This window comes from Mesorhizobium sp. M0045, from assembly GCF_040323385.1.
Taxonomy (GTDB): Bacteria; Pseudomonadota; Alphaproteobacteria; order Rhizobiales; family Rhizobiaceae; genus Mesorhizobium.
Map to the genome: position 1 here is coordinate 103900 of NZ_JAMYUY010000005.1, position 13253 is coordinate 117152.

The 13253-nt window shown below is 61.3% G+C and carries 10 protein-coding genes; 6 read left to right on the top strand and 4 right to left on the bottom strand.

All coding sequences use genetic code 11. The features are described from left to right. Positions 1–126: 126 nt before the first annotated feature. The 3 genes from NKJ72_RS09955 to NKJ72_RS09965 all read left to right on the top strand — a co-directional run bounded on the left by NKJ72_RS09955 (position 127) and on the right by NKJ72_RS09965 (position 5153). Positions 127–1500 (top strand): cytochrome ubiquinol oxidase subunit I, encoded by a 1374-nt coding sequence (locus tag NKJ72_RS09955; protein WP_352476873.1) that lies wholly within the window; start codon positions 127–129, stop codon positions 1498–1500. Beyond that, on the top strand, positions 1497–2501 hold the full coding sequence (locus NKJ72_RS09960) for a cytochrome d ubiquinol oxidase subunit II (protein WP_352476874.1): 1005 nt from the start codon (positions 1497–1499) through the stop codon (positions 2499–2501). Before NKJ72_RS09955 ends, NKJ72_RS09960 begins: the two co-directional genes overlap by 4 nt. 102 nt (positions 2502–2603) lie before the next feature. After that, positions 2604–5153, top strand: coding sequence for a mechanosensitive ion channel family protein (locus tag NKJ72_RS09965; protein ID WP_352476875.1), 2550 nt, complete (start codon positions 2604–2606; stop codon positions 5151–5153). Positions 5154–5381: 228 nt separating this feature from the next. On the opposite strand, the gene msrA is transcribed toward NKJ72_RS09965, so the two are convergent. The 4 genes from msrA to NKJ72_RS09985 form a co-directional block, all read right to left on the bottom strand. Beyond that, complete coding sequence (gene msrA, locus NKJ72_RS09970) at positions 5382–6110, bottom strand: peptide-methionine (S)-S-oxide reductase MsrA (protein ID WP_352476876.1); 729 nt, start codon at positions 6108–6110, stop codon at positions 5382–5384. A gap of 76 nt (positions 6111–6186) precedes the next feature. Continuing rightward, complete coding sequence (locus NKJ72_RS09975; RefSeq protein WP_352476877.1) at positions 6187–6543, bottom strand: hypothetical protein; 357 nt, start codon at positions 6541–6543, stop codon at positions 6187–6189. 76 nt (positions 6544–6619) lie between these two features. Next, positions 6620–7330 carry a DUF1223 domain-containing protein gene (locus NKJ72_RS09980; protein ID WP_352476878.1) on the bottom strand — a complete coding sequence of 237 codons (711 nt, stop codon included), beginning with the start codon at positions 7328–7330 and terminating at the stop codon, positions 6620–6622. A 343-nt stretch (positions 7331–7673) separates the two neighbouring features. Further along, positions 7674–8738 carry a TadE/TadG family type IV pilus assembly protein gene (locus NKJ72_RS09985; protein ID WP_352476879.1) on the bottom strand — a complete coding sequence of 355 codons (1065 nt, stop codon included), beginning with the start codon at positions 8736–8738 and terminating at the stop codon, positions 7674–7676. Positions 8739–8897: 159 nt separating this feature from the next. On the opposite strand from NKJ72_RS09985, the gene lepA reads away from it, so the two are divergent. The 3 genes from lepA (at position 8898) to NKJ72_RS10000 (ending at position 13175) form a co-directional block, all read left to right on the top strand. After that, positions 8898–10703 carry a translation elongation factor 4 gene (gene lepA / locus NKJ72_RS09990; protein ID WP_352476880.1) on the top strand — a complete coding sequence of 602 codons (1806 nt, stop codon included), beginning with the start codon at positions 8898–8900 and terminating at the stop codon, positions 10701–10703. 223 nt (positions 10704–10926) lie between these two features. Further along, positions 10927–12270, top strand: a complete 1344-nt coding sequence (locus NKJ72_RS09995) for a hypothetical protein (RefSeq protein WP_352476881.1) — start codon at positions 10927–10929, stop codon at positions 12268–12270. After that, the gene (locus tag NKJ72_RS10000; RefSeq protein WP_352476882.1) at positions 12261–13175 is read left to right on the top strand and encodes a DNA adenine methylase; all 915 of its coding nucleotides are present in this window, start codon (positions 12261–12263) and stop codon (positions 13173–13175) included. The genes NKJ72_RS09995 and NKJ72_RS10000 overlap by 10 nt, the downstream gene beginning before the upstream one ends. Positions 13176–13253 lie beyond the last annotated feature (78 nt).

Sequence of the window (13253 nt, forward strand, 5' to 3'; positions counted from 1 at the left end):
CAGCCAAATTCCGCGCAGAAGCAGATTCACCGGCACTGCGGCGTTCCGCCTCGCGGCGGGACGCCGCTTTGACCGTCCCGCGCATGAAGCCTATCCTTGTACAAACAAGCAGCAGCCGGAGCCGCCATGGACCCGCTCATTCTGTCGCGCATTCAGTTCGGCGCGAACATCTCGTTCCACATCCTGTTCCCGGCGATCACCATCGCGCTCGGCTGGGTGCTGCTGTTCTTCAAGCTCCGCTACAACGCGACAGGCGATTCGGCCTGGATGCGCGCTTATTTCACCTGGGTTAAGGTATTCGCGCTGTCCTTCGCCATGGGCGTGGTTTCCGGCGTCACCATGAGTTTTCAGTTCGGCACCAACTGGCCGGGCTATATGGAGACGGTCGGCAACATTGCCGGCCCGCTGCTGGCCTACGAGATCCTGACCGCCTTTTTCCTCGAGGCGGCGTTCCTCGGCATCATGCTGTTCGGCTTCCGCCGCATCTCGAACCGCGTCCATACGCTGGCGACGGTGCTGGTGGCCGGCGGCACCACCTTGTCCGCCTTCTGGATCATCGCACTCAATTCGTGGATGCAGACGCCGGCCGGCTTCGAGATGCGCGATGGTGTAGCGCACGCCACCGACTGGTGGGCCGTTGTCTTCAATCCGTCCATGCCCTACCGGCTCGTCCATATGCTGCTTGCTTCGGGGCTGACCGTCTCGTTCCTGATCGCCGGCCTGTCGGCGCTGCGCTATCTCTACGGCGATCGTTCGGAATCGATGTGGAAGGCGCTGCGCACCGGCGTCCTCACCGCCGCGATCCTGATCCCGATCCAGATCTTCGCAGGCGACCAGCACGGCCTCAACACGCTCGAACACCAGCCGCAGAAGATCGCCGCCATGGAGGCCAACTGGAACACCGGTCCCAACGTGCCGCTGGTGCTGTTTGCGCTTCCCGATGAAGCGGCGAGCGAGAACAGGTTCGAACTCACCATTCCCGACGGCGCCAGCCTCATCCTCAGGCACAGCGCCGGCGGCGTCGTGCCGGGGCTGAACGATTATGCCGGCAACCATCCGCCGGTATTTCCGGTGTTCTGGGGCTTTCGCATCATGGTCGGCACAGGCCTCCTTATGCTCGCCGTCTCCTGGTCGGCGGCCTTCTTCCTCAAGCGCCGCCACAGCCTGCCCAAGCCGCTGGCGCTCGTCATGGTGCCGATGGCGCTGTCCGGCTGGCTGGCGACGCTGGCCGGCTGGTACACCACCGAGATCGGCCGCCAGCCCTGGCTGGTCACCGGCGTGCTGCGTACCGCCGATGCTGTCGGGCCGGTCGCCGGCAGCCATGTCGCGCTGTCGCTCGCGGTCTATCTCAGCCTCTACGTGCTGCTGCTGATCGCCTATCTCGGCGTGTTGGTGCATCTGGCATTGAAGGCGGCGAAGGATGGAGACACCTCGCCGCTGCCGGGCGTCATGAACAGGCCGCTGTCGCAGCCGGTTGCGCAACCAGGAGAAACATCATGAGCTTCGACTGGCCGACCCTGCTGCCTCTGATCTTCGCCGGGCTGATGGGCCTCGCCATCCTGATCTACGTCATCCTCGACGGCTTCGATCTCGGCATCGGCATCCTGTTCGCCGCAGCCGAAGGCACCGAACAGGATACGATGGTCGCCGCCATCGGCCCGTTCTGGGACGCCAACGAGACCTGGCTGGTGCTGGCGGTCGGCCTGCTGCTGGTCGCCTTCCCGCTGGCGCACGGCACCATTCTGACCGCGCTCTACATTCCGGTTTTCGTGCTGCTGGTCGGCTTGATCCTGCGCGGCGTCGCCTTCGATTTCCGCGCCAAGGTGCCGGCCGGCAGGAAACACCGCTGGAACCGCATCTTCTTCCTCGGCTCGGTCGTCGCTTCGCTGGCGCAAGGTTATATGCTCGGCGTCTATGTGCTCGGCCTCGACGTCGGCCCTGGCGGCATGGCGTTCGGCGCGCTGGTGGCGCTCTGCCTTGCCGCGGCTTACGCGGCAATGGGCGCGGCCTGGGTCATCTATAAGACCGAAGGCGATCTGCAGAAGAAGGCGGTGCTGTGGCTGCGCACGGCGCTGGTGCTGACCGCGCTCGGCATGGTCGCGGTATCGCTGGCCACGCCCTTTGCCAGCGCGCGCATCTTCGACAAATGGTTCGTCTGGCCGGCCATGCTCTATTTGTCACCGCTGCCGATCCTGTCGGCAGTGCTGTTCCTGTGGCTGTGGCGCCAGACCTTCCATCTGCCGAAACCCGGCGACCGCCACGCGCTGCTCCCGTTCCTGACATTGGCCGCGATCTTCACGCTCGGCTTTGCCGGCCTCGCCTGGTCGTTCTACCCCTTCGTGGTGCCCGACCGGCTGACCATCTGGCAGGCTGCTTCGGCACCCGAAAGCCTGGCCGTCATCCTGGTCGGCACGGCCGTCGTGCTGCCGATCATCATCTTCTATTCGTTCTTTGCCTACCGGGTGTTCGCCGGCAAGGCGACGGATCTGACCTATGACTGACCGGCATCGCCGTCGCAGCCTGAAACAGAATATTCATCTTCAAGCGGAATAACCTTCTCTGGCCGGCCGAGCAGAATCGCCGGCATCAAGAAGGGCGATGCAATGACCCCCTTTTTTGCGGCAGGACAGGATCGGCTGCTGCTTTTGCTGATACGGAGGGTCGCGCTGATCGGCGCACTCGCGCTTGCCGGCCTGCTGCCGGCCATGCCGCAGGCGCATGCCCAGGACGCGGCCAACTGGACCGGCGTGTGGGACACGAAATGGCGCGGCGGCGGCGCCCAGATCAAGTTCGAGCAGACCGGCGCCGACGTTAAGGGCGTGTACCCGCTTTATAACGGCCGTATCGAGGCCAAGGCCGAAGGCGACAAGCTTGTCGGCCACTGGTTCGAAGGCGACCGCCAGGGCGCCTTCACCTTCGTCCAATCGCCTGACGGCGGCAGCTTCATGGGCCGCTTCGATGCCGCCACCGCCGAATGGTGGACAGGTGTGCGCGTCAGCGCCGTCGAGGACGTGCGTGTCGACCAGTCGAGCCCGATCAGCACCATGCGCTCGTTCCTGCAGACGATGAACGAGAGCGGCGCCGACAACGTGCCGCGCGCCACCGGCGGCGGCATGGGTCTTGCCGGTCTGGCGGCGGGTCTCGTCGACGTCACCGAGGCCGACCGCGGCGGCCTCAACATGCCCGATTACACCAAGCTGCTGTTCACCGTCATCGACAACGCGACGTTCCGTCTGTGGAGCCTGCCGCATGACGCGATTGCCGGCGACGAGGTGACGGCGACGCTGCCGCAATACGGCACCAGGGTCTCCTTCGCCGTCACTTTTCGCCGCAGGAATGGCGACTGGTTCATCGTCGGGCCGCCACTTGGCCAGCTTCAGGCCAAGCTCGCCGAATTCCAGGAAGCGCGTGGCGAAGCCATCGACATGGTCGACGATCCGAGCAGGCTCGCCTCGCCGCGCGACACGTTCAAGGTGCTGTTGAGCGGCCTCACCGAAGCCGGCGATCCGGCACAGGCGGCGCTCGACCTGCGCAACTACAGTCAGGCGGTGCGCGGCGACGAGGCGTTCCTGCTCGAGCGCTATCTCAAAAAGGTCATCGACCGCATCGGCTATGTCTATTGGCAGGAGATCCCCGACGATCCGAAGAGCAACACCCCCTTCGTCTATTTCGAGCATCCCGCCGGCAACATCGTCATCGGCCCGGTCGAGACCGACCCCGACGGCACCGGCAAGCGCAAGATCTGGCAGTTCACGCCCGAGACGCTCGCCCACATCCGCGCGCTCTACGCCGACGTCGAAGACGTGCCGGTGGCGCCGGAATTCGCCGCCTTCGCCAGCACCGACCCGTTCTTCATCGCCCGTGGCCTCGCCCGCGAGATCAGCCCCGGCCTGCTCACCCGCGCCGGCCCGATGGAGCACTGGCAATGGTGGATGCTCGGCCTTGCCGTACTGGCCGGCATCGTCTTCGGCTTCATCGCCAATGCGCTGATTTCCTTATTTGTGCGAAGGACGGACAGCCCGGCCTTCTTCCGCATTGTCGAATGGGCGGTGCGCTCGATCGTGCTTGGCTTCTTCCTGCTGTTGACGCTGCGCCCGCTCGGTCTGCCGCAAGTGGTCGCCGCTCCAGTCAAGGCAATCGCCTGGAGCCTGATCGTGATCGGCGCCGTGCCGGTGGTCTGGCACCTGATCGGCAAGGTCGCCGACCATTACCGCGGACTGTGGCAAGTGCCCGGCTATCACGACACGCTGATTTCGCTGTCCACCGGCGTCGCGCGCGTCGCCGTGCTCGTCGTCGCCTTCCTGCTGTTGGCCGAAGTGCTCGCCATCCCTTACGAAGGCGTCATCGCCGGTCTCGGCATCGGCGGTCTGGCGGTGGCGCTGGCCGCGCAGCCGACGCTGCAGAACTTCCTCTCCGGCCTGACGCTCTATGCCGACCGGCCGGTAAGCGTCGGCGACTTCTGCAAGTTCGGCGACCAGTCCGGCACGATCGAGCATATCGGCATGCGCTCGACGCGCATCAGGTCGCTCGACCGCACCATCATCTCGGTGCCGAACTCGGATTTCGCCGGCATGCAGATCGAGAACTACGCCCATCGCGACCGCACCCGGTTCGCGACGACGCTGCAGCTGCGCTACGAAACGACGCCCGATCAGCTGCGTTACGTCCTGGCCGAGCTGCGCAAGCTGCTGATTGCCCACCCGCGCGTTATCGATGAGCCGTGCCGCGTGCGCTTTGCCGGCTTCGGCGCCTATTCGCTCGATATCGACGTGTTCACTTATATCAAAACCGCCGACGTGGCCGATTTTCAAGCCATCCGCGAGGACATCCTGTTGTCCATGATCAACATCATGGATGATGCCGGCGCGCAGTTCGCCTTCCCTTCGTCACTGGAATACAGAGCCACCGACCTTCCGGTCGACGACGAAAAACGCATTGCCGCGGAGAAAAGGGTCGGCGATTGGCGCGAGGCGCAAAATCTGCCTTTCCCCGACTTCAGCCAGATCGACAAATTTGCCCTCAACAACACGCTTGCCTACCCGCCTGAGGGCTCGGCGCATTATCGCGAGACAGAGCCCGACCCGGACTCGGCCGAGGCAAAGGCGACGCTGGAGAAAGTGCGCTGGAGCCTGCCCTGGAAAAAGGGGAGTTAGTTTCGAGACGTTGGCGGGACAGCACCCCCCTCTGGCCTGCCGGCCATCTCCCCCGCAAGGGGGGAGATTAGCAGTTTCAGCGCTCCGCTCGTCCTGAACGTTGGAGATTTGGCGAAGGTCGAGGTGATAGCCGATCTCCCCCCTTGCGGGGGAGATGTCCGGCAGGACAGAGGGGGGTGCGAAGGATCGCCGACGCTTATTCTCCGTCGCGCCCGCCGGCGCAAAAGCTCAGCTCTTGTTGGCGGCCAGCACCAGCACCGGCTTTTCGCTGTAGAGGTTGGGGAACAGCCGCTTGAGGTTCTCGACCTTGGGCAAATCGTTGTAGACGATATAGGGATAGGTCGGGTTGAGCGTCAGAAAGTCCTGGTGGTAGTCCTCGGCCGGATAGAAGCTCTTGCCGGTCTCCAGCGTCGTCACGATCGGCTTAGGAAACACCTTGGCCTTGTCGAGCTGGGCGATATAGCTTTCGGCGATCTTTTTCTGCGTGTCGTTTTCGGCAAAGATCGTCGAACGGTACTGGGTGCCGCTGTCCGGCCCCTGGTAGTTCAGTTGCGTCGGATTGTGCGCCACCGAGAAATACACCTGCAGCAGCTGGCCGTAAGTAACCTTGGACGGCTCGTAGGTGATCTCGACGGATTCGGCATGGCCCGTCCGGCTGGTGCCGACCATTTCATAGACGGCCGTGTCCTTGTCGCCGCCGGCATAGCCGGAAACGGCGCTGGTGACGCCCTTGACGTGCTGGAACACGCCTTGCACACCCCAGAAGCAGCCGCCGGCGAAGACCGCCTTTTCGGTGCCGGCGGTGGCCTTCTCGTCCATTGCCGGCGGCGGGATCACCACCGCGTCTTCGGCCGAGACTGCCGGGGTCTGCCAGAATACGGCGGCGGCCGCCGTGAGGATAAGCGCGGCAGCTGCTGCTTTTGCGAAAATCGACGATCGTTTCACGGCTGCGGTCATGTCTGATCTCCCATGATGTAGTGTGGATTATACGACGGATAGGTCCGCCGGGCTCTCACATTGCTGTGCGCATCGCCTATTTGGCCGGAGCCATGGCATCGCAGGCCTTGGTCGCCTCTGCCTTTTTCATGGCGTCCGTCTCGGCGGCGGCCTTGTTCATGCAGTCGGCCTTCATCGGATCTGTCGCCTTCATCGCGGTCGTAGCCATCGCGTCAGCCGCCATGGCGCCGGCCGGCTTCATTGCGTCCGTTGCCGGCTTCATGGCGCCCGTTGCCGGCTTCATGGCGCCCGTTGCCGGCTTCATGGCGTTTGTCGCCATCGCCGGCTTCATCGCATCTTCGGCCCGCGCCGCGCCTCCTGCGAACAGCGCCGTCGAGCAAAGGGCGAAGGCGAGTGCCGCCAGGGTCGGGCGATTGGTCAAACGATTGGTCATGATGATCTCCTAGGGTTTGGCAGGGTTGACGGCATGCGGCGGCGCCGCTGCGCGTTGGGGAATTTCGGGAGGGTTTCTAATTCGTAGCGGCAGCAAGGATCGGCCCGCCGCCCGGCACCTGCACCAGCACCGCCGTGCTAAGGCCGCCCGTCGTCGCCGGCAGCGGCAGCGCGGTGGCGTCGCCGGTCCAACTGCCCAGCCTGGTCAGCGAATGCACGACATTGGCGTGCGGCAGCGTGCGGCCGGTGTTTTCTCCGCGCGCCACCGGCACCTCGACGACGCCCTTGCCGTAACGCACCAGCCAGACGTCGGCCTTGCCGCCGGGCACCGGACCGGCGCCGATGCTGACCGTCCCGCCGGCGAGCGACAGCGAAGGTCCGTCGGCGCGGCCGCCGCTCGAAATCAGCTGCTCGATCTCGCCCGGCCTGGCGCCGACCGCATCGGCCCTGCCGTTGACCACCACTTGCGGCGTGAACGGGCCGGAACGGCCGAGCGACGGTTCATAGCGGACCTGGCGCTGCGTGAATTCTTCTTTGCCGAATGTGTCCTTCCAGCCGAGATAGTCCCAGTAGGTGACGTTGAAGGAGAGCGCCAGCACGCCGGGCCGGTCCTTGACCTTGATCAGATTGGCGTTGGCCGGCGGGCAGGACGAGCAGCCCTGGCTGGTGAACAGCTCGACGACGGTCTGCGTCTGGCCGGCGGCCGCGCCGGTTGCCGACAGCACAGTTGCCGAAAACAGCATTGCGGCGAGCCCCTTCAGGGCTGTGCTGCGTCTCGATCCGGTCATCGCTGTTCTCCTGTGCGGTTCCATGTCCACACTTCGCCGCCGACACACGGTTCGTTACAGCATCACCGCTTCGTGATCGTTCGCAGCTCTCCCTTCCCCTTGTGGGAGAAGGTGGATCGGCGCGAAACGCCGAGACGGTTGAGGGGTGCTGGAAGAAATGAGGCGTCGGCGTCTTCTGGAACACCCCTCATCCGACCGAGCTTTGCTCGGCCGTCTTCTCCTACAGGGGGCGAAGGGAAGACGGTCGCTCGCAACCAACACGCCACCCGGTGTGACCGGGCGGCGGTGTGATGGACGGGCAGCCTAAGCGGGCCGATATGCCCTCGCACTCAGCTGCGGCGTCCTATTGTGTCAACAGCGTTTCCGATGCCCGCTGATTGAAGGCGCACTTGCCGGTTACTGTGTAGAAAAAGTCCGCGTTGGAATCGGTGATGGTCGGAGATGTCGGCACCGGCGATCCCCCGTCTTCCCACGCTTGTGTGCTGGTCTGGCCGCACGGCACCAGCGTAAAGATATCGACCGTTTGGCCACTGGCGATCTCGACGCCGTCCGCGTAGAGGCGGTTCGATGTCGCCGGATCGTTCGATTTGAGCACCGTTGGATTGCCTGACGGCACATCCATCTGCAGATAGAGCTGGTCCATCTGGCTGACGTCGATCACCGCGCCGGCACCGGTCGCCGGGTACATGGTGTTGACGCAGGTGGTCGCATATTTCTTGCCGTTGGAAGCGGTCTGGGTGATCGTGGTGCTGGGCAGCCCATAAAAGCTGAGCACCGTGGTGGTCGTACACACCTGCTGCTGGACCGTAGTGATCGTCGCTCCGTTGATGGTGGAGACGGTCGCCGTGCCATAGCCTTTCGGATCGCCATAACCGTTGTATGTGTAGGTGATCTTCATCAGCTTGTTGGCCACCGTGTCCCCGAATTTGGTGCCGTAGAGTGTCATTGTCTTGCCCCACCAGCCCGAGACCTTGGTCACCTTGAACGTGGCTTGCACCAGCGCCGGCCGCTTTGTCACTGCCGACGCAACGCCGACCTGCACCGTGTTGATCCTGGCGATCTGCATGAAATTCGTCGGCATGGCAAAGCCGGCGGAAGCCTTGATGCTGGCGGCGCCGTCGGTGGCGACGACGAAGCTGTCGAGCTTGGCCGTGCCTTGCCCGCCATTGGCCAGGTATGTCTCCTGCAGTTTTACCTGGCGGTCCGCCAATGAGGTGTCCGTCGCAAGCGTCGTGATCGACAGCGACGCTGCATCGAGGGCGTTCTGCATCGATGCCCTGGTTGAAACCGCCGAGGTATAGTCGATGGAAAAGCCCAATGCGGCAACCATCGGGATAAGCAGGATGGCGAGCATCGGCGCGAACGAGCCGCTCACCGATCTGAGAAATTTGCGTGCTGACGGCGGCATTCCGATCCCCCCGAAACGGCGATAGACCGGTGGGCTATCACGCCGGGCGCAAACTATGCTCTAATCTCATGGATCAAAGTTTAACGACTTTGCCGCCCCGCCGCCCCGCCGGCGTCCCGCCGCTTGCCGATATACCGTGCCCCTGCTAAAGCGCGCCGCATGACCACGCCGATCAAGAACATCCGCAACTTCTCCATCGTTGCCCATATCGACCATGGCAAATCCACGCTTGCCGACCGGCTGATCCAGTCGACCGGCGGGCTGGAGCTGCGCGACATGAAGGAGCAGGTGCTGGACTCGATGGACATCGAGCGCGAGCGCGGCATCACCATCAAGGCGCAGACGGTGCGGCTGAAATACCGCGCCAACAATGGGCAGGACTATATCCTCAACCTCATCGACACGCCCGGCCATGTCGACTTCGCTTATGAAGTGTCGCGCTCGCTTGCCGCCTGCGAGGGTTCACTGCTGGTCGTCGATGCCTCGCAAGGGGTCGAGGCGCAGACGCTGGCCAATGTCTACCAGGCCATCGACAACAACCATGAGATCGTCGTGGTGCTGAACAAGGTCGACCTGCCCGCCGCCGAGCCCGAGCGCATCCGCGAGCAGGTCGAGGAGGTGATCGGCATCGACGCCTCCAACGCCGTGCTGATCTCGGCCAAGACCGGGCTGGGCATCCCCGACGTGCTGGAAGCGATCGTCAACGATCTGCCGCCGCCGCGCGAGGGCGACATCACGGCTCCGCTGAAGGCGATGCTGGTCGACTCCTGGTACGACGCCTATCTCGGCGTCATCGTGCTGGTGCGCATCATCGACGGCGTGCTGAAGAAGGGCCAGACCATCCGCATGATGGGCACCGGCGCCAGATACCTGGTCGAGCGCACCGGCGTCTTCACGCCCGCCCGCATCAATGTCGACGAGCTCGGCCCCGGCGAGTTCGGCTTCTTCACCGGCTCGATCAAGGAGGTTGCCGATACCCGCGTCGGCGACACCATCACCGAGGACAAGCGCCCGACGGCACAAGCCCTGCCCGGCTTCAAACCGGCGCAGCCGGTGGTGTTCTGCGGCCTGTTCCCGGTCGACGCCGCCGATTTCGAAGACCTGCGCGCCGCGGTCGGCAAACTGCGCCTCAACGACGCCTCCTTCTCCTTCGAAATGGAAACCAGTGCCGCGCTCGGCTTCGGCTATCGCTGCGGCTTCCTCGGCCTGCTGCATCTCGAAATCATCCAGGAGCGGCTGGAGCGCGAGTTCAACCTCGACCTCATCGCCACCGCGCCCAGCGTCGTCTACCGCCTACTGTTGAACGACGGCACGATCAAGGAACTGCACAACCCGGCCGACATGCCCGACGTGGTCAAGATCTCCGCCATCGAGGAGCCATGGATCCGCGCCACCATCCTGACCCCCGACGACTATCTCGGCGGCATCCTGAAGCTATGCCAGGACCGGCGCGGCATCCAGGCGGACCTCTCCTATGTCGGCAAGCGCGCCATGCTGATCTACGACCTGCCGCTCAATGAGGTGGTCTTCGACTTCTACGACCGTCTGAAGTCGATCTCCAAGGGCTATGCCTCCTTCGACTATCACCTGACCGACTATCGCGAAGGCGACCTGGTGAAAATGTCGATCCTGGTCAATGAGGAGCCGGTCGACGCGCTGTCGATGCTGGTCCACCGCACGGCGGCGGAAAAGCGCGGCCGCCAGATGTGCGAGAAGCTGAAGGAGCTGATCCCGCACCACCTGTTCAAGATCCCGATCCAGGCGGCAATCGGCGGCAAGGTCATCGCCCGCGAGACCATCTCGGCGCTGCGCAAGGACGTCACCGCAAAATGCTACGGCGGCGACGTCTCGCGCAAACGCAAGCTGCTCGACAAGCAGAAAGAGGGCAAGAAGCGGATGCGCCAGTTTGGCAAAGTGGACATCCCGCAGGAGGCGTTTATCCAGGCGCTGAAGATGGGGGATTGAGAAGCCGGTCAGCGACCGCGCGCGGCCGAGACATCGATCCGGTGGATCGATGTCAGGCTTCGAAAGCGGGGGAGTTGCCCACAAAACGCGGTCTGGGGCTGCACGTCCGAGACTCTTCTCGGCAATACTCAGAGGTACGAGCTCTAGCCGGACAGCGCTAAGGCTACTTGGTCCATAGCCCCAAATAAGCTATCGTAAAGATGGGGCGCCCGGGGGGAATATAATGGCTGGATTAGAGCTAACGATTGATGAGCTACTGCTTGATTTAGAGAATCCGCGTATTAGTCGATGCGAAAGTCAGCGCGAGGCGCTACAGAAAGTCATCGAAGACCAGGACGTTAAACTGGTTGTGCTCGCTGAGAGCATTGTATCAGACGGCCTCAACCCGATGGACAGATGGCTTGTTCTGAAGTCCCCGCTCGAACTTGGAAAATATATAGTGCTTGAGGGCAACAGGCGCTTAGCAACGATCAGGGTATTGAACAATAGGCATTTACTGAGTTCTCTTGAAGTACGGTCCGCGATAAAAAAGAGATTGGAGGACTTGGCCGATCAGTTCGATCTGGATCGAACTCAGCCGATTGCTTGCTTCGAGATAGGAGATCGACCGAGTGCCGCCGCCTGGCTAAATCAACGTCACACGGGGGAGAACAAAGGACGGGGAATTGTAAATTGGGGAGGCGTTGCTACGGCGCGCTTCCGCGGTCGAGATCCAGCGCTGCAGGCACTCGATTTAGTGCTTGAACACGGCGAACTAAGTGACGAGGAGAAGGCGCTAGTAGAGGATCACTTCCCGATTTCAACCCTTGATCGCCTCCTATCTACGCCTGCTGTTCGTAATCTAATCGGGGTAGACGTTTCCGAATCCAAGCTAAAAACCGACCTTCCGCCTGCCGAAGTTATTAAGCCGATAAGGCGAATTGTTCTTGATTTGGCGAACGAGGTCATCAATGTGAGCGCGCTCAAAAACCGCGACCAAATGGTGGGTTACGCTAACAAACTCGGAAAGGACCTCCCGAACCTTTCCAAGCGCACTGGTGAGCTAAAATCCGTCGATGAACTTGGCGATCGCGACTTCAAGCCACCTCCTGCTCCGAAACCCAAGCCAAAGCCCAGGCCAGTGCCGCTGCGTAAGACGCTCATACCCCGAGACTGCTATTTAACTGTGTCAAATCCGAAAATCGCAGAGATAGCAAAGGAACTTAGAAACCTAACGATAGCGGATTTTCCGCACGCAATATCGGTCCTATTTCGCGTATTTCTCGAGCAATCCGTGGATCACTATCTGACGCAGCAAGGAATTCCTCTGCAGGTAAGCACGACAGGCGGCAACAAAGACAAAAACCTCAGAAAAAAGGTCGGCGAAGCCATCGAAGGCATTGTCGCTGCAGGTACACCAAAAAAGGACTTGGCCGGTGTCGAGAAAGGAATAGACGATAAGGACAGCCCGCTATTCGTCGACACTCTGCACAATTATGAACACAATAGATTCTATTCTCCAACTGAGCGTGACCTAAAGGTTGCTTGGGATAACGCTCAACTGTTCTTCGAAAAGATATGGCAGTGACCGATTGTAGTTCACCTAGCCGGCGCCGCCTCACCCATTTTACGCCACTTCGATACCCCGGCGGCAAAGGAAAACTCGCCGCATACGTGAAGGAGATCCTTAGTCATAACAATTTACTTGATGGTTGCTATATAGAACCTTACGCTGGGGGCGCTGCAATTGCATTAGAGCTTCTTATGCAGGAATATGTATCGCGAATTTGTATTAACGACTATAGTAAACCAATATATTCTTTTTGGAAATGCGTCCTAGACGAGACGGATGATCTCTGTAGGCTCATAAGAGATACACCTTTAACTCTGGAGTCGTGGCTAAAGCAGAAGAGCATATTCAAGAATCAAAAAGAGCAGGATGACCTAAATCTTGGTTTCGCCACCTTCTTCCTCAACCGAACAAACCGCTCTGGCATACTCAATGGCGGTATAATAGGAGGGCGCGACCAGAGTGGTCCGTGGAAGATTGATGCTCGGTTCAATCGGATGGAGCTTGTCTATCGGATTGAATCCATTGCGAAGATGAGGTCTCGAATTTCGCTCAGTCGGCTAGATGCGCTTGAATTTTTAAAGACGGGCCTGTCAATTTGGCCGACTAAGACGCTGATATATCTTGACCCTCCATATTATGTCAAAGGCCGCGATCTATACTATGATTTTTATCAACCGAAAGATCATCAAGAGCTAGCCTCGTTTATAATAGAACGGATGTCCCAGCATAGATGGATTGTTTCGTATGATAACGCACCTCAAATCCGCAATTTCTATTCCAAGAGTACCAGACTGACTTATGAACTTGGGTACAGCGCGAGGCAGTCCTCACCTGCTGGTGTCGAAGTAATGTTCTTTAGCGAGCTTTTAAAAGTTCCAAACCTTGTAGGTCCTTTCCGGGTCGTTGCTGATAATGCATAGTAACGGACGGAACTCTGTACAAGCCGCCCCTTCGGCGCGTTGTCAAACGCTCCGAAAGCGGCGAAGTCGCTTGGCGCA

What these genes read in the sequence shown, in the direction of transcription:
- NKJ72_RS09965 (WP_352476875.1), top strand. Translation starts at nt 2,604, where the DNA reads ATGACCCCCTTTTTTGCGGCAGGACAGGATCGGCTGCTGCTTTTGCTG.
- NKJ72_RS09960 (WP_352476874.1), top strand. Translation starts at nt 1,497, where the DNA reads ATGAGCTTCGACTGGCCGACCCTGCTGCCTCTGATCTTCGCCGGGCTG.
- NKJ72_RS09955 (WP_352476873.1), top strand. Translation starts at nt 127, where the DNA reads ATGGACCCGCTCATTCTGTCGCGCATTCAGTTCGGCGCGAACATCTCG.
- NKJ72_RS09975 (WP_352476877.1), bottom strand. Translation starts at nt 6,543, where the DNA reads ATGACCAATCGTTTGACCAATCGCCCGACCCTGGCGGCACTCGCCTTC.
- NKJ72_RS10000 (WP_352476882.1), top strand. Translation starts at nt 12,261, where the DNA reads ATGGCAGTGACCGATTGTAGTTCACCTAGCCGGCGCCGCCTCACCCAT.
- NKJ72_RS09980 (WP_352476878.1), bottom strand. Translation starts at nt 7,330, where the DNA reads ATGACCGGATCGAGACGCAGCACAGCCCTGAAGGGGCTCGCCGCAATG.
- msrA (WP_352476876.1), bottom strand. Translation starts at nt 6,110, where the DNA reads ATGACCGCAGCCGTGAAACGATCGTCGATTTTCGCAAAAGCAGCAGCT.
- NKJ72_RS09985 (WP_352476879.1), bottom strand. Translation starts at nt 8,738, where the DNA reads ATGCCGCCGTCAGCACGCAAATTTCTCAGATCGGTGAGCGGCTCGTTC.
- NKJ72_RS09995 (WP_352476881.1), top strand. Translation starts at nt 10,927, where the DNA reads ATGGCTGGATTAGAGCTAACGATTGATGAGCTACTGCTTGATTTAGAG.
- lepA (WP_352476880.1), top strand. Translation starts at nt 8,898, where the DNA reads ATGACCACGCCGATCAAGAACATCCGCAACTTCTCCATCGTTGCCCAT.